The sequence below is a fragment of the Vibrio mediterranei genome (assembly GCF_900088415.1).
GTDB lineage: Bacteria > Pseudomonadota > Gammaproteobacteria > Enterobacterales > Vibrionaceae > Vibrio > Vibrio mediterranei.
The window spans coordinates 108,221-128,723 of record NZ_FLLQ01000001.1; the positions used below are offsets into that span (position 1 = coordinate 108,221).

The 20,503-nt window shown below is 43.6% G+C and carries 17 protein-coding genes; 12 read left to right on the plus strand and 5 right to left on the minus strand.

The genetic code is table 11. The features are described from left to right. Positions 1–9: 9 nt before the first annotated feature. The 9 genes from VME0621_RS00510 to dhaR all read left to right on the plus strand — a co-directional run bounded on the left by VME0621_RS00510 (position 10) and on the right by dhaR (position 11,349). Positions 10–1,050 carry an aldose epimerase family protein gene (locus VME0621_RS00510; RefSeq protein ID WP_062461276.1) on the plus strand — a complete coding sequence of 347 codons (1,041 nt, stop codon included), beginning with the start codon at positions 10–12 and terminating at the stop codon, positions 1,048–1,050. Positions 1,051–1,164: 114 nt separating this feature from the next. Beyond that, positions 1,165–2,415, plus strand: coding sequence for an AGE family epimerase/isomerase (locus VME0621_RS00515; RefSeq protein ID WP_062461279.1), 1,251 nt, complete (start codon positions 1,165–1,167; stop codon positions 2,413–2,415). A 246-nt stretch (positions 2,416–2,661) separates the two neighbouring features. Beyond that, complete coding sequence (locus VME0621_RS00520; RefSeq protein WP_006069615.1) at positions 2,662–3,522, plus strand: class II fructose-bisphosphate aldolase; 861 nt, start codon at positions 2,662–2,664, stop codon at positions 3,520–3,522. A 166-nt stretch (positions 3,523–3,688) separates the two neighbouring features. Then, a complete protein-coding gene (locus VME0621_RS00525) occupies positions 3,689–4,228 on the plus strand; it encodes a TRAP transporter small permease (RefSeq protein WP_006069616.1) in 540 nt (179 codons plus the stop codon). 10 nt (positions 4,229–4,238) lie between these two features. Continuing rightward, a complete protein-coding gene (locus VME0621_RS00530) occupies positions 4,239–5,528 on the plus strand; it encodes a TRAP transporter large permease (RefSeq protein WP_038221714.1) in 1,290 nt (429 codons plus the stop codon). A 56-nt stretch (positions 5,529–5,584) separates the two neighbouring features. Next, entirely contained in the window at positions 5,585–6,634 is a 1,050-nt protein-coding gene (locus tag VME0621_RS00535) for a TRAP transporter substrate-binding protein (RefSeq protein ID WP_062461282.1), read from the plus strand. Positions 6,635–6,740: 106 nt separating this feature from the next. Further along, complete coding sequence (locus tag VME0621_RS00540; RefSeq protein WP_062461286.1) at positions 6,741–8,759, plus strand: alpha-glucosidase; 2,019 nt, start codon at positions 6,741–6,743, stop codon at positions 8,757–8,759. A 185-nt stretch (positions 8,760–8,944) separates the two neighbouring features. Beyond that, a complete protein-coding gene (locus tag VME0621_RS26750) occupies positions 8,945–9,094 on the plus strand; it encodes a hypothetical protein (protein WP_038227019.1) in 150 nt (49 codons plus the stop codon). 320 nt (positions 9,095–9,414) lie between these two features. Then, positions 9,415–11,349 (plus strand): dihydroxyacetone kinase operon transcriptional regulator DhaR, encoded by a 1,935-nt coding sequence (gene dhaR, locus VME0621_RS00545; RefSeq protein WP_062461289.1) that lies wholly within the window; start codon positions 9,415–9,417, stop codon positions 11,347–11,349. On the opposite strand, the gene VME0621_RS00550 is transcribed toward dhaR, so the two are convergent. Then, on the minus strand, positions 11,341–12,354 hold the full coding sequence (locus VME0621_RS00550; protein WP_062461292.1) for a GlxA family transcriptional regulator: 1,014 nt from the start codon (positions 12,352–12,354) through the stop codon (positions 11,341–11,343). The two genes, dhaR and VME0621_RS00550, sit on opposite strands and share 9 nt — an antisense overlap. Before the next feature lie 119 nt (positions 12,355–12,473). Between VME0621_RS00550 and VME0621_RS00555 the strand changes: the two genes are divergently transcribed. After that, positions 12,474–13,082: a LysE family translocator gene (locus tag VME0621_RS00555; protein ID WP_062461295.1), complete on the plus strand. Its 609-nt coding sequence runs from the start codon at positions 12,474–12,476 to the stop codon at positions 13,080–13,082. Positions 13,083–13,090: 8 nt separating this feature from the next. On the opposite strand, the gene VME0621_RS00560 is transcribed toward VME0621_RS00555, so the two are convergent. After that, complete coding sequence (locus tag VME0621_RS00560; RefSeq protein ID WP_062461298.1) at positions 13,091–14,761, minus strand: amidohydrolase; 1,671 nt, start codon at positions 14,759–14,761, stop codon at positions 13,091–13,093. Positions 14,762–14,894: 133 nt separating this feature from the next. Beyond that, positions 14,895–15,917, minus strand: coding sequence for a Mal regulon transcriptional regulator MalI (gene malI / locus VME0621_RS00565; protein WP_062461300.1), 1,023 nt, complete (start codon positions 15,915–15,917; stop codon positions 14,895–14,897). A 236-nt stretch (positions 15,918–16,153) separates the two neighbouring features. Between malI and malX the strand changes: the two genes are divergently transcribed. Both malX and VME0621_RS00575 read left to right on the plus strand, forming a co-directional pair. Continuing rightward, entirely contained in the window at positions 16,154–17,728 is a 1,575-nt protein-coding gene (malX, locus tag VME0621_RS00570) for a maltose/glucose-specific PTS transporter subunit IIBC (protein ID WP_062461303.1), read from the plus strand. Positions 17,729–17,796: 68 nt separating this feature from the next. Further along, positions 17,797–18,981: a MalY/PatB family protein gene (locus tag VME0621_RS00575; RefSeq protein ID WP_062461306.1), complete on the plus strand. Its 1,185-nt coding sequence runs from the start codon at positions 17,797–17,799 to the stop codon at positions 18,979–18,981. Between the two features lie 95 nt (positions 18,982–19,076). On the opposite strand, the gene VME0621_RS00580 is transcribed toward VME0621_RS00575, so the two are convergent. Then, the gene (locus tag VME0621_RS00580; RefSeq protein ID WP_006069628.1) at positions 19,077–19,448 is read right to left on the minus strand and encodes a hypothetical protein; all 372 of its coding nucleotides are present in this window, start codon (positions 19,446–19,448) and stop codon (positions 19,077–19,079) included. 327 nt (positions 19,449–19,775) lie between these two features. Then, positions 19,776–20,405 carry a heme-binding beta-barrel domain-containing protein gene (locus tag VME0621_RS00585; protein WP_062461314.1) on the minus strand — a complete coding sequence of 210 codons (630 nt, stop codon included), beginning with the start codon at positions 20,403–20,405 and terminating at the stop codon, positions 19,776–19,778. Positions 20,406–20,503 lie beyond the last annotated feature (98 nt).

The window sequence follows — 20,503 nt, forward strand, 5'->3', positions numbered from 1 at the left end:
GGCAATCACGTGAAACTGACTCAAGAAAACTGGGGCCACATTGAGGGTCAAGAGGTACCGGTTAAGCTCTTTACGTTGGCGAATGAACACGGTATGAAGATACGTGTAACAAATTACGGGTGTATTGTCTCTTCCATTGAAGTCCCAGACCGTAACGACCAGATTGCTGATGTGGTTCTAGGTTATGAAAGCCTTGAAAAGTATGTTGCTGGCCACCCGTTTTTTGGAGCAGTCGCGGGGCGCTTTGCAAATCGAATCAGAGATGGCCGTTACCAATTAGATGGACAAGTCTTTCAGTTAGAAACGAATGAGCTTCCGACGGGGCAGCATTTGCACGGTGGCTCAAAAGGGTTCGACAAATACGTTTGGAATTACACGCTAGAAGAGCAAAGTGAAGCGATTTTCGTTCATTTCAGTCGAATCTCTCCGGACGGTGAGTCAGGGTTTGGTGGCAACTTAGTCGTGACACATTCAATCGGCCTGGATGAACAGAACCAAGTCCATTACAACTTTACTGCTCATACCGATCAGTCAACGGTCGTCAATTTGGTCAATCATAGTTATTACAATCTTGGTGGGCATGATTCAGGAACCGTTGATAATCATCAACTAACATTGCACTCAGAGTTCTATACTCCAGTGGATGAAACCATGATTCCAACGGGAGAAATTTGTTCGGTAACGGGCAGTGATCTCGACTTTACCTCCCGCACAGAAGTAGGCAACAGAGAGTTTGACCACAACTTTATATTAAACGGCGATACAGACCGACGAGGTTATCGAATTGCTGCTGAACTGTATGAACCTAATAGTGGTAGAGCAATGACGGTCTTTACTACTCAACCTGCGGTGCAGTTCTATAACGGTTTCAAGTTGTCGAATAAGCCTTGGTATGGTCGCAACGGTCATAAGTATGAAAATCGTGAAGGACTATGTTTGGAAACGCAGCATTATCCGGATAGCCCTAACCAAGCGCATTTTCCATCCGTACGTTTGAATCCTGGTGAACTGTTCGAAGAAAAAACTATTCACCGTTTTGAGGTGAAATAGACCTAAAAATCAGCGAACCGCTATTGCCGTTCGCTAGATAACAATAATGATACTGAATTCAATGCGATGGACTGATAGGGTCGGTCGCAACAAAAAATAACGAGGAAACACCCTATGAAATGGATTAATACCCGATCCCATAACACATGGTTAGATAACGAAACTGACCGCATTTTTGAGTTTGGCAGAAACTCTGTGGTACCAAACGGTTTTGGTTGGATTGGTAACAACGGCAATGTGCGCGAAGAGATGGGCACACGTCTTTGGATAACTGCGCGCATGCTCCATTGTTATTCCTTGGCTGCACTCATGGGACGCCCTGGCGCCTATGACCTTGTCGAGCACGGTATTAAAGCTCTAGAAGGCCCGTTGAAAGATCAGGCTCACGGCGGTTGGTTTGCGACAATTGATAACGAAGGCGAAGGCATTGTTGATGAGTCAAAACAAGGCTACCAACATGCGTTTGTGCTCCTTGGCGCAGCGAGTGCAGTCACTACAGGTCACCCTCGTGCGCAAGCACTTCTAGAAGAAGCCATTGCCGTATATGAAAAGCACTTCTGGGTCGAAGATCGTCAAATGTGCTTCGAGTCTTGGGACAGAGAATGGACTGAAACAGAAGATTACCGCGGCGGTAATATGGCGATGCACTCTGTAGAGGCTTTCTTGATTGTTTACGATGTGACAAAAGATAAGAAGTGGTTGCAGCGCGCACTTAATATCACCGAGTTTATGATCAACAAAACAGCGAAAGGATTAAGCTACCGCGTTAATGAACACTTTGACTCTGAGTGGAAACCTCTTCCTGATTACAACAAAGAAACGCCAGCAAGTCATTTCAGAGCGTACGGCGGTACACCAGGCCACTGGATCGAGTGGGGACGTTTGATTTGTCACTTACGTGCGACCTTGCTTGAAATTGGTGAAGATTGTCCAGAATGGTTGTTAGAAGACGCTATTGGACTATTTGATGCTACGGTGCGTGACGCATGGCATGTCGACGGTGCGCCGGGCTTTGTTTATTCGGTAGATTGGGATGGTAAGCCAGTAGTTCGTGAGCGTATCCGCTGGGCTCCTGTAGAAGCGATTGGTACTGCCTATGCTCTATATACAGTAACGGGTGATAAGAAGTACGAAGATTACTATCGTACATGGTGGGATTATTGCCGTACCTATTTGATTGATTATGAGGGATGTTCTTGGTGGCAAGAGCTGGACGTAAATAACCAAGCTGGTACTAGCAAGGTATGGGATGGTAAACAAGATATTTACCACTTAATGCATTGTTTGGTGATTCCTAGATTGCCACTGACTCCAGGGTTAGCTCCTGCATTATCTCAAGGCTTGCTTGACCAAGATATGAGATAACATCCTAATATCATTAGATATTAAATTTAAGTCTTTCCGAAAGATGACGGTGTAGTGCCGTCATCTTTTTTTTGTCTTTAACATTTTGATAGAGAAAATCAAAAAACAACATAAAGATGTGCTCTATAGCTCATTTTTGTCCTTAATTGAGCGTTTGTGTCATAAAGTGATACATAACTAACAGAAGTGGACGTTTTGTACTGGTAAATTACTACAGTAACGAACAAATACAGAGGAACACTCACAATGCCTTATATGTCAGGTAAAACAATGATTCAAGAAGCGTGGAACAATGGCTATGCCATCGGCGCTTTTACTGCACACAACTTAGAAACAATTAAAGCAGTGCTTCTTGCCGCTGAGAAAGAGCAATCACCAATCATGCTTCAAATCGGCCAAAAAGCGATTAATGAAATGGGCATGAAACCGTTACGCGATGCTGTTGACTCTCTAATACAACATCACCAGATTTCAGTACCAATCTGTATTCACCTTGATCATAGCCGCAAGTTCGAACAGTGCATGGAAGCAGCAACCCGTGATTTCCAATCGCTGATGTTTGACGGTTCGGCACTTCCTTTCGAAGAGAACATTCGCATTACTAAAGCTGTCGTCGACGTAGCTAATGCACTTGGCTTAGGTGCTGAAGGTGAGATTGGCAAAATTGGTGGTACGGAAGATGACATCACTGTTGATGAGAAAGATGCAATGATCACCACGGTTGAAGAAGCTCTGGACTTCTCTGAACGCACGGGTGTTGATTATTTGGCCGTTTCTATCGGTACCGCTCACGGTGTATATAAAACAACACCAGAGCTGAAATTTGACCGTTTAAGCGAAATCAAAGAAGCAGTGAAAAAACCTATTGTACTTCATGGTGGCTCAGGTGTACCTGATGACCAAGTGGTCGAAGCTGTGAAACGCGGTGTAGCGAAGATCAACGTTGATACTGAGCTACGTCAAGGCTTTATCAAAGGTGTTCAAGCTCACTGGAAACAGAATGAAAATGATTTCATTTTGGCGGATGTCATGAACACAGGTATTGAATCAATGATGGAAGTTGTTCAACACAAAATCCGTCTATTTGGCTCAAACGGTAAAGCTTAAAACGACCAAATGTCCATAATGTGACATTAACCCTACAAAAAACGACATATTGTTGCTCAGTGTGAAAACACTCACGGTTAAAAATTACTAACTGGGTTATCAATATAAATAGAGTGGACAATATGTCGTTTAAATAACAAAAATTATTATTTTTTATGGTGGTTCTATGCTTAAAGCAATGGAAAACGCTTTAAATACGATTAATGCGCCAATAGCGCGCTGGACAGCAAATATAGCAGGTTTCTTCTTGTTAGTGATGACTGTCATCGTATTGATTCAAGTAGCCTTTCGCTACATTTTAAACACTCCTTTGGGGTGGACAGATGAATCATCTCGTTTCTTGATGATCTACATGACTTACCTGTGCCTACCAATCATCTACCTGGATGAGCGTAATATCGCGATGACATTCGTCACCGACAAATTAAAAGGGACGCGTATCTTCGAACTCTTGATGGTATTTGGCCACGTCGCTAGCTTGATCTTGTTTGCGGTCTGGATTTACTTCGGTTACGCATTTTACAAAACAGGGTCGGTAATGGCGGACAGTCTTCCTATTCCAATGTTTGTCGTGTATGCGATTCCACCGATTATGCTGGCGATTTCGTGTCTATTTGCTCTCCAAAAGTTACTTGGCGCATTACACAACCTGATTCATTTCGATCCTGCTGAACATAATTCATCAGCAGTAGAAGCGGCCGAGTAGAGGTAACGTTATGGTTTCCCCAATTTTCCTAGTTTATTTTCTAGCATTCCTATTAATGGGTGTGCCTGTGCTGATGGCATTAGGTTTGTCGCCAATCATCACATTTATTCAAAATGACCAAGTACTGTTCATCAACATGCTTTATCAACGCTTGTACTCTGGTCTTGATAACTTTCTTCTACTAGCGCTGCCATTCTTTATGTTGGCGGGTGAGTGTATGTCGAGCGGCGGTATCACGCCACGTATTATCTCTTTCGCTCAAACTCGAGTTCAGCACCTACGCGGTGGCTTAGGACACGTAGTTATTCTTGCCTCCACGCTGTTTGGTGCACTAACCGGATCGGCAGTGGCTGCGACATCGGCGATCGGCAACATGCTGATTCCAGAAATGTCCAAATACAAGTATGACAAGAGCTATTCAGCGGCGTTAACGGCGGCGGCGACGGTACTTGGTAATATCATTCCACCTTCTGGTCTGATGCTGTTGTATGCGTTCGTAATGAATACTTCTGTCGCTGCTATGTTTATTGCTGGTATTGTCCCAGGAATCATCTTCTGTGTTGGCTTGATGCTGGTAAACCGAATGCAAATTCGTAAGTATCCTGAAGTACAAACTCTGCCTCGTGCTACTAAGCTAGAGCGCAGTCAAAGTTTGAAACTGGCGATTCTGCCGTTGTTGACACCAGTCATCATTCTCGGTGGTATCTATGGCGGTATCTTTACGCCAACGGAAGCGGCAGCAGTAGCAGTAGCTTATGCCATCTTCCTGTCGGTTTATGTCATCAAAGTGACCAATATTAAAGCTACCTATGCGTTGTTTGCAAAAGTAGCGGTGAACGCAGCAGCCGTACTTATCATTGTTGCAGCGGCAAGTGGCTTTGCGTCAGCGATCAGTTTCTCAGGTATTTCGAATACGGTTACAGAGTTCTTTAATAGCATTACTCGTGACCCACTGATGCTGTTCTTCATCATCAACATCTTCCTATTCATCGTAGGCATGTTCTTAGATGCTGGTCCAGCAATCCTAATCTTCGGTCCTATTATTGCGCCAATCATGATCAATGCGGGTGTCGACCCAGTGCACTTTGGTGTGGTGATGTGTGTCAACCTATCTATTGGTCTTGCGACACCACCTATGGGACTGGTTTTATTCGTTGCTTCGGGCGTATCCGGACAACCCCTACAGAAAATTTCGAAGGCGATCATTCCATTCTTGATTGTAGAGTTCTTGATCATCTTCCTCATCTCATTCTTCCCGGAATTAGTGATAGGCCTACCTAAGCTGTTGGGCGTGATGTAGAGCTGATTCAAAAGAATACGTGAAACAAAAATTTATAAAGATAAAAGGAACATAGAATGAAAAAAACACTACTAGCCGTCGCTGCCACAGCCATGCTTGCTTCTGGCGCCGCTTATTCAGCAGACTATAAACTGACGGTTCCACACGTGTCTAACCTAGATAGTTATAACCATCAATCGCTACTGGTTTTCAAAAACTTTGTAGAGTCTCGTTCTAACGGTGCGATTGAAGTAGACATCTACCCATCAGGTCAGCTATGTGGTACGGCGAAAGAGTGTATTGCTGGAGTTCAAGCAGGAATGTTTGATTATTTCCAAACGACAATTCCTGAGTTAGCGAACTTCTGGCAGCCTGTTGGCGCATTCGACTTACCTTACATGCTTCCAAATGACCGTGTTGCTGAGTGTGTATACGACAACGAAGAGTTCATTGGGGATGTACGTGGTGAGCTTCTTAAGAAAGCGCCTAACGTTCGTCTAATGATGGTATCGAACTCTGGTGGTTGGCGTAACATTGCTACGACTAAGAAGCAGGTGAAAACTCCTGACGACGTGAAAGGTTTGAAGTTACGTACTGTACCTGCACGTATTCAACAAGAGCTTGTTAAAGAGCTAGGCGGTTCACCAACACCTATTGCATGGCCTGAAGTGTATACCGCTCTATCAACGGGTGTGGTAGATGGTACTAAGAACGGCATCGTTGATATCGTTCAAAACAAGTTCCACGAAAGCTTGGACTACATCATCCTTGACGGTCACGCGTACATGGGCGGTGCTTGGGTGTTCAACGACATGAAATTCAAGTCTATGCCTGATGAGTTGAAAGCAGTGCTCATTGATGGTGTTGCAGCACAAAACCAATACCTACGTGCTTATCCGAAGCACAAAGAGTTTGAAGCTTACGAAGAGTTCCGCAAAGCGAAAGGGACTATCTATAACCCATCTGCAGAGGAACGTGCTGAGTTCCAAAAAGTGGCTGGTCCAGTGAAAGATTACTTCCTAAGTACTGCTGGTAAAGAAGGCGAGCAATGGCTACAGCGTTTTGAAAATGAGATCAAAACGTGTGAAGCGAAGATTGATGCTGAATACAAAGTTCAGTTCAAGTAATACGCCAGCTTTTGATTAACGATAGTAGGGCGCTAGGGCACAGACTTTAGCGCCTTCTTCAAATGATTTTTCGATTCAGATTTCTGAATTCTTTAGGGTTAATAAGATGAACTTAGTCGTTACAGAGCAAGGCTTTACCTTGCAACATAAAGGCCGCACGGTTGTCGAGCATAGCGTGTCTAAGCCTGCTCTTTATTTGGGTATTGGTGAAGGCAACTTCGACATGTATCGCGGTAATTTTGATATCACGGATTACGTGACTGAGCGCCTGCCACTACGTCAATTCAAAGTGGACAGTTTTACTCGTGAAGGCCAAGACTTTCATACCATCGGTTTCTATTTTGATGGTAAAGAAGTCATTAAAATGATTGTTGGTGAGACAGCTGAGTCTCGCTTAAAAGCGGAATTTGAGGCGATTGATAAGAGCTTCAACCGTTTCTGGATGCGCATCTCAGCAACTGAAGAAGAACGTGTTTTCGGTTGTGGTGAGCAGCTAACGTATCTAAATCTACGTGGAAAAAATTTCCCGCTTTGGTCATCAGAACCGGGTGTTGGCCGTAACAAGAACACTTATGTGACATGGCAAGCGGACGTGCTTGATAAAGCAGGGGGCGATTACTACAACACTAACTATCCGCAACCAACTTTCGTTTCAGACAAAAAGTATTTCTGCCATTTAGAGACTACGGCTTACGCAGACTTTGATTTTACCAACTCAGAGTTTCATGAGCTGCAAGCTTGGGATATCCCACAATACATTCTGTTTGATGCAGAAGACAGCTACCCAGAACTCATGACCAATATCACCGGTGTCTTTGGTCGTCAGCCAGAAATGCCAGACTGGGTGCATGACGGTGTGATCTTGGGTATTCAAGGCGGTACTGAAATTACCATCGAGAAAGTGGAAGCTGCTAAGAAAGCGGGAATTCAGGTAGCGGGTGCATGGTGTCAGGATTGGCAAGGTATCAAGATGACGTCGTTTGGTAAACGACTTCAATGGGATTGGCAGTGGAACAAAGACCTATACCCAGAGCTAGATACTAAGATTCATGAACTGAAAGAGCAGGGCGTACGTTTCTTGGGTTACATCAACCCATATGTGCTTGAAGATTTTCCTCTGTATGACGAAGCACAACAAAAGGGCTACCTAGCGACAAAGGAAGATGGCTCTAAATACGTTGTCGACTTTGGCGAGTTTTATTGTGGTGTTGTTGACTTCACGAACCCAGAAGCTTGTGAGTGGTACAAAGGTGTCATCAAAAGCAACATGATTGATTTCGGCCTTGACGGTTGGATGGGGGACTTTGGTGAATACCTCCCTACAGACTGCTCTCTAAGCAATGGCGTAAGTGCGGAAATTGAACACAACAAATGGCCTTATCGTTGGGCAAAAGTGCAGCATGAAGCGATTGAAGAAGCGGGCAAAACCGATGATATTTTGTTCTTTATGCGCGCTGGTGGTACCGGTATTCAAGGATATTGTCACACCTTATGGGGTGGCGACCAGTCAGTAGATTGGTGTCTTGATGATGGTCTGGCTTCTGTTATTCCAGCAGCTCTGTCGTCAGGCTTAATGGGTAACGGTATTCACCATAGCGACATCGGTGGTTACACTACGTTGCATGGTATGAAGCGTACTAAAGAGTTATTCCAACGCTGGGCAGAAATGGCTGCATTTACGCCAATTATGCGCAGTCATGAGGGTAACCGTCCTGGAGATAACCACCAATATGACTCTGATGAGGAAACCATGAGTCATTTGGCTAAGATGACTAAGATATTTGTCCACCTTAAGCCATACATAAAGGATGCAGTTGCACTTAATGCTAAGGAAGGTATGCCAGTTCAACGTCCATTGTTCATGCATTATGAGTCTGACGACGAATCCTACGACATTAAATATCAGTACTTATTCGGCCGCGATATCCTAGTTGCGCCAGTATACAATCAAGGCGAAACCGTAAAACGTGTCTATCTCCCTAAAGACAAGTGGATTCATGCTTGGACTGGTGAGGTATTTGACGGTGGATGGATAGATGTGGAGGCGCCAATTGGAAAACCTGCGGTATTCTACCGCGAAGCATCGAGTTATCGTACTTTATTAGATGGCATTAAAAACTCGTAAATTCAGATAGTTATAAAACTAGTTAAAGCCCTGTGTTAACACAGGGCTTTTTGTTTTGTTGTTTTCAACATAAATGGACAAATAATTACAATTTGATATTGACGTGGTTCACAAAAGAGTGCAAAATTGCGACATAAATCACAAGGTGAGCTGGATTGCAGTTCGCTGCTTTAAAAGGAAAACACATGAACAACACAGCAACTATTGCTCTTGAACAACCAATTGAACTTATTGATTCAAAATCTAAAGTTATACTCCGTGAAGCGCTATCTTTAACAAAAATGGCTGCATCTATCGCAGTACCTCTTTTGCTACTTTCTCTTGCTTGGATCTAATACGATTCGTTATGCACACATGGAAGTGCATTACTAGCCTTATCTTCTAACTTTCATAACATATCCCAATACTTTCTACAGATTAGCCTATTGCCGATCAGGCAAGGCCTAATACCAAAGAGTCAATTTTCAGTTAATTCTAACCAATTCTGACTAAGATCAGTGTTATTCGAATTAGTCATTAATGTCCATTCGTGTTGTGAATACGATCACTCTCACTAATAGTGTAAGTCAGTAAAATACAGGGTCTGCACGATGTAGCAAGCCTACTCGTCAATTCGTATCCGTTTCGCTCAAAAGCGAACAACTCTGGTTTATCAATGCTGTCCATAGAAGATAACAAAAAGAAATGGGATTTTTTCCAAAAGCATCATTGGGTTTCCCCGGAATTCATGTTGTCGCCAATTCTAGAGTCGTGGGAGCGCTGCTCAAAGCAATCTAGCCCGTATAATTGGTCCAAACCCCACATTGCCTCAGGTTACACCCTCAAATCACTCATCAAGCGTAATGAGCGAGTGATTACCTGTGCGACTACAGTTATTGAAGATACTTACGATTTGCTGCGTGATGAAGCTGTCATTCTATTTGTGACAGATGATAGTGGTTGTGTCTTATTTACCGTAGGGCATGATGATTTGCTGCGCGAAGTGAATGAACTTGGTTTAAAAAAAGGCTGCTTTTTTTCTGAGGGCAAAGTAGGCACTAATGCCATCAGTTTGACTTTGAATACCCATATGCCAGCGGAAGTATTTGCGGCTGAGCATTTTAATCGACATTTGCATCCTTATGCCACAACCGCGGCGCCTATTTTTGATACGTTCGGACGCTTGAGGGGCACTATTTCTTTGCTAAAACGCGCTAAGGAATACACTAAAGAAAACCATGTGATTATTTCGTCCTGTGCTAAGGAAATTGCGTTGCAAATCCATGTGCAAAACGAGCAAGAGAATATGAACCGATTGCTGAATGCGCACAATGCGACATTAGAGTGTATGGATGACGGTTTACTAGCATGGAATGATGAAAACCGTATCACGATGGCAAACCATCAGGCAGAACGATTACTTAAATTTAAGACGTTAGATGTTATTGAAAAGGATATCTTTTCTATTGTTCGTTTTGCGCCTTCTATCTTGAGAAGTATTGAAGAAAACAGCACGATCCGCCGTAAGCAAACCACGGTAGAGATTGGTGGTGAGTTTATTGAATCGATCATCACACTCAGACCATTAGTGGATGGTTCTAAACTGCTCTTTATCCATCCAATCGATAAGATTCGTGAGTTAGCACAGCAGCAAATTGGCGGCAGTGCGAAATACACTTTTGCTAATCTCAACGCGCAGTCAAAGGGCATGAAGCATGTTATTACTGTGGCGAAGCGAGCGATCAAATCTAAGGCACCAATCTTAATTACTGGCGAAGAAGGCGTGGGTAAGTCTGACTTAGCTATGGCGATACACAACGAAAGTGACTTCAAAGATGGACCGTTCATTAGTATCAATTGTCGCTCACTCACTTCAGAAGCAATGATTCGAGAAATGCTGGGTTACGACGATGAAGATGGTCATGGCTTGCCTTCTAAGTTCGAATTGGCGCACAACGGTAGCTTGTATCTGGAGAAGATCGAGTATTTAAATCCTGAACTACAAACTGTGATTTTGAAGTTACTCAAGACTGGCTTGGTGAGTCGTAGTGACAGTCAGCGCTTGATTCCAGTAGCATTTCAGCTTATTACCAGTACCACATCTGACATTAGTGAATATGTGGCGCAGCGCTCCTTTGGTCGTCAGCTCTATTACGAAATCTCGTCCAACGAACTCAATATCCCACCATTAAGAAAGCGCAAGGAAGATATCGAGCAATTAGTGATGATGATTATTACCAACTATGAAAAGCGTCATAATGTGGCGGTGTCCATTGAGCGCACAGTAATGGAAGCTCTGGTACAGTTTAGTTGGCAAGGTAACAATTCAGAGTTGAAAAGTCGTATGGAACGAATTCTACTCAACCGCAGTTCCAATATGATTTCGCTCGAAGATATCCCAGAAGAGATTAAACATAATTCTAATGACGCGATGGGAAAGAGTGGTAAGCAAATACTGACACTCGAAGAAGTAGAGAAGAAAGCCATTATCCAAGCTTGGAATATGTTTGATGGCAAGATGCAAGATATGGCAAAAGCGCTTAACATTGGTAGAACAACCTTGTGGCGCAAGATCCAAAAATATGGCTTGGATGATCAAACATTAAGCTGATGTACTAAGAGCATGTTTTGTACGGCGCAATTCTGCCGGATTAATACCGTAGTGGCGTTTGAATTGTTTGCAGAAATAACTGACATCACCGATGCCGATTTCTTCGGCAATTTGATCAAGTGGTAGGCTTGAGTTGTTTATTCGCCAATGTGCATGCCCAAGACGCATCTTTAACCAGTAGCCTTTTGCTGTAATATCGTGTGCTTCCATGAACAAACGATCTAACTGGCGTCGGCTTATACCAATCTCGCTCGCGATAACATCGATAGTTTGTCTCTTCGATAGCATTTGACGCATTAACGCTATTGCACGTTTGGTTTGTGTAGGAGAAGCAGTATTGCCATCCTGCCCAAAAGAGAGGGATTTCACTCCATGCTGACTCTGCCTTGCCTCATCGACGAACATATCGGCGAGTCCTTTTAGTGCCTTTTGTCGGCCACAATGTCGACTGATTAACTCAACGGCTAACTCAATCGCGGCGGTACCTCCTACACAAGTTATTCGATTTTTATCAACGCAATAGAGCTGATCAGAGAGCAAAGGAATATCAGGAAATTCACTAGCAAACTCTTGCTCGTGACGCCAATGGACGACAGCACGGTGTCCATTCAGCAACCGACATGCGGCGAATAGGAAGCTAGCATTATCGATAGCAACTAAAGTTGCACCCCGTGTCACTGCTTTTTTTAATAGCGGCTTATATTCTGTCGCGTTCTCCATACTTTGCGTAGCGCCTCGTGAGCCGAAAACAACAACATAATCGTAATGCTCAAATTGTGCGTCTTTTAACGCAAATTCAGTTTCAACCGCAACGCCACTGCTTGAGGTGATCGCGCCATGTTTTAGAGAGGAGATGTTCCACTGACAATAGCGCTGCTGGCTGTAATCTTCTTCGTCGGCTGAAAAACGTAATTTATCCAAAAAACCGCCAAAAGGTAGCATGTTGAATTGGTCTAGGACGACTAAAAGAAAGCGAACATCCGTATGGTCAGGTGAGGCAGTCATGAGAGCTCCGTTGATGATGTAATGTCCAAAAATTACCGAATTAAGTCTATATATCACCCAAAGAAAACGCTAGTGATTCGTATACTGACGTCATAAGTAATTCAATTTAATGGTTAACGATGACGTTTGATGTTTGGTTAGTGTATCTGTTTAGTGTGGTGTGTCTGTCTTTGGCTCCTGGTCCGAATGGCATGCTTGCATTGAGTCATGGGGTCGTCTACAGCAAGACAAAAGTGTTAGCGACGATTACTGGGGGCGTGATTGGTTTTGTGTTGTTGATTGCATTGGCGATGTTTGGTGTAGGTGCCGTCATGTTAGCGACTTCGGAAGCATTTACGATCTTAAAGTGGGTGGGTGGCGCTTATCTTATCTATTTGGGTTATAAGCTATGGAATAGCCCGAGTCCAGAACAGACAAGTGTCGAGAAAACTGTTAACGCCAGAAAACGTGGTTTGTTTATACAAGGCTTTTTGGCGGCGGTATCTAATCCAAAGGTGTTGTTGTTCTTTGGTGCGTTTCTACCTCAGTTTATGAATTCCACCACACCGTTGATGCAGCAATTTGTGGTTATTGCTGTAACCTTTGCTGTAGTGGAATTTGCTGTTGAGTATCTCATTGCTCGTCTGGCAAATAGGTTGCGTCCTTGGTTGGCTCGGCATGGAAAGCGTTTCAACAAAGGATGCGGTTCTATATTTGTGATATTGGGTGGCAGCTTCATCGCCTCTTAAACGAAGTATTACGGCTGACTGTAGACGATTTCGCCTTGTAGCATGGTCATCATAAACTTTGCTGAAGGAATATCCTCTACTGCAACCTTCGTGATATCACGATCAAGAACAACAAAGTCAGCAGATTTTCCAACGCTAATGCTGCCAGTAATATCACTAATACCTAGACTCTTTGCGGCATTAATTGAATAGGCATCGATCGCCGTACTTACATTGGGAAGTCCTTTACTGCCCATATGAATACTATTAGCTATGCCAACTAACGGGTTGATGTCATGCACATTCCAGTCACTACTTAAGGTTAAGTTTGCACCGCTAGTAAATATGGCGCGCAAGTTCATCAAAGCGTGAGCACGTCTTGCGCCAAGAAATGCTTGTGCCCATCGATGGTCATTGTTGGCGACGTAGTCGGAACCAACTTGAAAGTCGGCGGTGGCATTTAACTCGGCAAAACGAGGAATATCATCGTTGTCGATCAACTCCACATGAGTCAGGGTGTAGGATTTAGTAGAACCATGGCGACGAACTTTTGCTATCGCGTTGAGTGACTCTCTGATTGCGCCATCACCGATAGCGTGGATGTGCGCGCTGTAGCCAATTGCATCAAGTGCCGTCAGCCATTTCTCCATATCGACTGGTGGGATGTAATTTAGGCCGTAAGGTTGGTCCGGAACATAAGTATCCAAGTAGGGTGCTAACGTTTTCGCAGTTCCGTTGATAAAGATGCCATCGCTGTACATTTTGACTTGGTCTACAATCAGTCGTTGTGAGGAGTCGCTAGTGTGTATTTTCTTCAGATAACCTAATTGGGATTTCATAGTGTCAGTGGGGTAAATCCAAGGACGCAAAGATACACGAGCGGTTAAATCGCCGTTGCGCTCGGCTTCTTTCCACACATCAAACCAACCTCGCTTCCAATACAGGCGCCCATCACCAATCGTGGTAATACCATGAGCGGCCGCTTGTTCTAGCCCAACCATTAAACCATCGTAACTTTGGTCGAACTGGTTGTTCATGCTATTCCATGCCAACTCCATAACGATGTCGCCAGCGTTATCCAAAAGGATACCGTTGAGCTCTTCGCTCTGTTGATCTTTGAGGATTTTGCCGCCTTGAGGATCAGGCGTATTGTCAGAAATTGCTGCGAGCTCCAAAGCCACGGAGTTGACCCACATAGAGTGCGAAGTTTGCTCCATTAGGATAACCGGACGGTTAGGGAATATCTCGTCTAGAACTTGCAACGGGCTGTTCTCGTTGTCGTCATTTAAAATAGCCTCTAGCGAAAAACCGTATCCAATCAACCATGAGTTGTCAGAAGAGTATCGTGCACAGGCTTTTAAGTAAGGGATTTGCTGTTCCAACGTTGCATCCAATCCCAGCGCACAGTTTCCGCCAGCCTCTGAAGCTGCTTCAAATACGTGATTGTGATTATCAATAAAACCAGGTAAGACATAAGCTTCTTTAAGATCGATAATCTCAGTGTGCTTATCTTGGTAAGACTTAATATGTAAGAGGTCACCGATAGACTGGATTTTGCCATCTTGAATGGCAATGGCCGTTGCATCGTCGTAGCCGTATATCTTGGCATTAATCAACAGAGTATCCGCGCTACTGGTAGCATTGGCGAAACTACTAATAGTGAACCCAAAAACAGTGAGTAGAGCGTAGGTGTTTTTCATGATCGTTCCTTCTGTCTCTCACTCATTATGAAAGGGATTCTAGAAAATAACTACTCAAAGTGATTGATTTATGGACGAAATTGAAAATAGGCGCTGCGTACGGCAACAGCAATAATAGTCATAAAGCCGGCAGCTACGCCGACTCACGAATGATCAGTTGAGGTGGTTGAATAAGACTATACGGTTGAGAATATTCTTGTTCTAGTTGGCTAATAAGACGTTTCGCAGCCTGTCTACCCATTTCTCTTGCGTTGAAGTTGACGAAAGTAAGCGGAGGCTCGGTTAACTCTGCTTCTTCTACGTCATCAAAACCGATAATTGATACTTGTTCACCAATAAACTGATCTTTGCCAATTTGTCGACCAGAACGATGAATGCCATATACAGCACCAAGCGCAGTGGAAGAGTGGTGGCAAAGAATTGCGGTTATTTGCGGGTGTTCAGACAGTAGCGTTTGTACTGCGTTAGCAGCCGCCTTTTGACCTTTTTCGCATTCCACCACCCACTCTGGTTTAAATGGCAAACCAAATTGCATGAGGGTGGAACAGTATCCACCGATTCGCTCGGCTCTGCACAACGAACTGCTTGCACCTCCAACGTATGCGATTCGGCGATGTCCTTGTTTTATTAGATGTTCGGTTGCAAGCTTCGCCGCATAGTTATTATCAGGGCCGACAAAATCTATTTGCTTGTCGAGCGATGCACGAGAGACGCAGACCAAAGGCAGGTTTTGTTCCTTCATTTTTTCGATATTAAATTGCTGGTTGTCAGCGATAGGGCAGAAAGCGATACCACCGACACCTTGCCGTGACATTGTCATCATGCACTTTTCAAATCGTTCCTGACTATCGCCACTTTGAGCCAGAATCAACATATACCCTTGGCGTTCAATCTCTTCGCTAATTCCAGATGCGACTTCGGAGTAATAAGGGTCACTAATGTCTTTAAGGATCAGACCGATTATTTCGCTCGAATTTGAGCGTAAGTTTGCTGCAGCGCGATTACGAATGTAGCCAAGCTCTTCAACAGCTTGGTTAACCTTGTCTATAGTGTCGGGAGAAATACGTCCTTTGTTTCCCAATACCATGGAAACAGTTGTGACAGAGACTCCCGCATATTTAGCGACTTCTGTAATGGTCACTTTTTTTGATGACATAGTTTCACTTAATGTAGGAAAAACGTTTTATCAAATTACTTTACCTTCATTGTGTTGTTTTTTAAAGCCTTACTTTGGCTATTGGATTTGTTGTTTAAGTGGATCACAGATTTGCTGATAAAACGTTTTATCAAAAGTTTTATCAGCTTATATTTGCGTCATAAATACAAAATATCATGCCCATCAGCAGTGGTGAGTATGAGCCCTACAAGCTCTTAATCTTTTGGAGACGTACTATGTCTACACGCAATAACAAATCGACCATGTGGGAGTTTCTGCAAAGCCTTGGCAAGACTTTCATGTTGCCTGTCGCACTTCTTGCCTTCTCAGGTATCTTACTTGGGGTGGGGAGTTCACTGTCGAGCGCGGCAATTAAAGAAGCGATCCCTTTACTAGATAATACCTTGTTGCAATACCTATTCATGTGGATGACAAAAATAGGTCTTGTTGCGTTTATTTATCTTCCAGTAATGTTCGCTATCGCCATTCCTCTTGGTCTAGCTCGCGAAGAAAAGGGTGTGGCGGCCTTTGCGGGTTTTGTTGGTTATGCTGCGTTTAATCTCGCGATCAACTTCTTCCTAACCGTGGCTGGCGTGCTAGGTGATAGCGCCCAAGAAAAAGCGTATGGTGTAAAAAGTATTATCGGTATTGAGTCGATAGATACAGGCATTTTAGGCGCAGTCGTTGTGGGTATTATCGTCGCAAAACTGCACCAGCGCTATTACACCTTTAAAATGCCTGATGCATTAGCCTTCTTTGGTGGTGCACGTTTTGTCCCGATTATCTCTGCGATTGTGCTAGGTGTGGTTGGTGTATTTATCCCATTTGTTTGGCCATATTTCGCAGCGGGTATCAACGGTATTGGTCATGTTATCGAGGGTGCTGGCGAGTTTGGTCCAATGCTATTTGGTACCGGCGAGCGTTTGTTATTACCTATTGGTTTACACCACATCTTAGTTGCTTTGATTCGTTTCACTGAAGCGGGCGGTACAATGGAAGTATGTGGTCAAACGGTTTCTGGTGCATTGAATATTTTTTACTCTGAGCTGTCTTGTCCTGATACTCAAGGATTCACACCTGAAGTTACCGCTTTCCTTTCTCAAGGTAAAATGCCGACTTTCCTAGGTGGTTTACCAGGTGCAGCATTGGCTATGTACCACTGTGCGCGTCCAGAAAATCGTTCAAAGATTAAAGCACTTTTGATCTCTGGTGTTGTAGCGTGCGTGGTAGGGGGTATTACTGAGCCTCTAGAGTTCTTGTTCTTATTCGTGGCACCAGTTTTGTATTTTGTTCACGCAATCCTGACTGGGCTTGGCTTCATGATTATGGGACTGTTAGACGTCACGATTGGTAACACCGACGGTAATATTATCGACTTCTTCGTCTTTGGTATTCTCCAAGGAACAGCGACCAAATGGTATTTGGTACCACTAGTCGCGGGTGTTTGGTTTATCGTCTACTACTCAGTGTTCAAATTTGCCATCACTCGTTTTAACTTGAAAACGCCGGGGCGTGACGTTGATACGGCTGAAGTCGATAGCCAACTTGAAGCAGCGTTTGTAAATGAATCTGGCAAAGGGGCTGCGGTGTTGGCTGCGTTAGGTGGAAAAGAGAATATCACCTCTCTCGATAACTGTATTACGCGCCTTCGCATGTCTGTTAATGACATGAGTTTAGTGGATGATGCGAAGCTAAAAGCCAACGGTGCTCTGGGTGTTATTAAGCTTGATGAACATAACTTACAGGTGGTCATTGGCACTCAAGTGCACTTAGTTAAAAACGAAATGCAGGCTTTAATGAGCGCAAGCTAGTTCAGTGTTTTGCTCTGCCTCAGTGTCGATTGTCTGACATTGAGGTTTATTCATTTTTGGAGACAGTAATGACTCAAGAGTTTGATTTTGACACCGTAATAGATCGAAAAGGCACTTATTGCACTCAGTGGGATTATGTTCAAGACAGGTTTGGGAAAGCAGGCTTGCTGCCATTTACGATTTCCGATATGGATTTTGCCTCTCCTCCAGCGATTCAAAGTGCGTTGAAAAGCCGAATTGAACACCCTGTTTTTGGTTATAGCCGATGGAATCATGATGATTTCAAAACCTCGATATCTCACTGGTTTTCAAAAAGATTCCGTACAACGATCGACAAAGGTGACATTGTTTATGGACCATCCGTTATCTATATCATCTCTAAGCTCATTGAACGTTGGTCGAAAGTAGGAGAAGGGGTAGTCTTTCACACACCGGCTTATGACGCGTTCGACAAAATGATTGAAGGGCAAGGTCGCGTTTGCGCAAGGAGTACACTGCTAAAAGTTGAGGGCCGCTATCAAATAGATTGGCAGAGCTTTGAATGTCTAATTGCTCAGCCTGAAAATACGATTTTACTACTTTGCAGCCCGCATAACCCTACAGGAAGAGTTTGGACTCATGAAGAGCTGACCAAAATGGCTGAGCTCTGTGCCAAGCATGGTGTGCGAGTTATCTCGGATGAGATTCATATGGATGTCAGCTTTAGCACTCATTTCCCATTTACTGGATTTGATCAATCAATGGAATGGGCGTTAGTAACCTCAGCATCGAAGTCGTTCAATGTCCCTGCGTTAAACGGCGCGTATGCATTGATTCCTAATGCTCAAACGAGAGAAGATTACTTATTTAAATTGAAGCAAGTAGATGGATTGTCATCCCCTTCAATTCTTGGCGTTATTGCTACGATGGAAGCGTATAATCATTGTGAAGATTGGTTAGAAGCACTCAATAACTACGTTTACCAAAACCATAGTTATGTACGAGAATCGCTCAATGCTGCGTTTAATGACCTTCAGTACGTTATACCAGAAGCAACCTATCTGGCGTGGATAGATCTTTCACCATTAGCGCTAGATATGGATGTCCTTAATAGGACATTAATTGATGATTATGGTGTAGCGATCATGTCGGGTGAGGTATATGGAGAGTCTGGGCTTGGTCATTTGAGACTGAACCTTGGTTGTTCACGCGAGAAAGTGAAGGCAGGGGTCCAGTCATTGATTCAAGCAATTCAATGCCAATTAAAGAGTTAACTGATTAATTCTATTGGCTAGAAGTAAAACAAAAGCGAGCATGTAAAGATGCTCGCTTTTAGGTTATTCAGGAAGTTAATTGTCGATTAGGACGATTAATTCTCTTTCATTGCCGATATTACCGACGGATCATTAAGCAAGTTAAATAATAAACTCTTAGCTGAAGAGCGCTGAGAATCAGAAAGCACTTTCTTAGGATTGTCTCTGGTTTGAGTAATAATGTTTTTGACGAAACGGCTGTTGGTACCAGAGAGTTCATATACATAGCTGAGTGTGCTGATTAACTCGTCTTGAGGAAGGCTATAAACAGCCATTTCACAGCTTAAACCATCCATTGCAAGAAAGTTGTTGACCACTTCTTTTCGCTCAGCATTGAACTTCTCTTTCGCTATAAAGCCATCAATCAATGCTTGTACTCTATCAGCGATAGCGACAGGTACTTCCATTGTTTTTGTTTCATGGGTCATTATTGAATCTCCTCTACATGGGATTAACCGCTGCTTTTACGTAGCTACTGATTATTCCAACCATTATATTCACTCTGTAAATAATGGAGGATCGAGCTTTCGTTGTTGTTTAATCATTCTGCCATACGCAGAGCATGCTTAATAGTCACGAACGCGCAATTTGGCTCTATTTGCTGTTGAATTGGTCAATCAATTACGGTGGATTAACTATTGGCTTGAAAGTCTAGCGGTTGCTGCGGATTTAGTAAGGCGAGTGTGGTAGGAAAATAAAGAGAAACAGCTGAAGCGCGGGGCTTCAGCTGAGAAGAGTTATTTTTGCGTGTTGTATTAGTTCGTTACGCGTTCAAGTACGGACGAATCTGTGTGAGCAAATTCACCATCATAGATGCTCAGTATTGTTGATTGAGAATAAGTCAGCGTATCACCGTCAACTTTGATATTCATTGTGAAACCGGTTGTGCTTGCTTTTTCTTTCATAAAGTTAGATTCAGCGACACCTCTTTCTGACATCACTAATGTCATGTCATTACCAGCTGCACCTTCTGCGGTGACACAGGTGGTTCTCGGTACGCAGAACGAGTTGTAAACGATTTGGTTCTCTTGATCATAGATAAAGTATCCGCGTTGGTCGTGGAACTTAGTATCGTCTGCTTTGCGGAAAACTTCTTGCTTGTAGTAAAGCGCAACAAGCGTTTGCTCACTGGCATTGACTGCATCTGCAGCGACTTCGAACGTCATGGTCTCGTAGAAAGGGGTAATGGCAGGTGCACCTTTACCTTGTTCAGTACCTGCCTGAGCTGGAGAGATATCGACACCGCCGCTTTCTACTGACTTCCAAGTTCCAACGAGTTGAGCAAGAGGACCGAAGTCCATACCGTCGATTACTGTGTGATCTGCCAATGCTGGAATTGGAGCTAAAAGCATCGCCGATAAACTTAGTACTGCTGTTGATTTCATTACTGCTTCCTTATTGATATTAGAGTTATTTTTCACAAGAGATACTAAGTGCATATTGATGTGTAAAAATTAATCTAAATCATGTTTGCTTCCGCAAA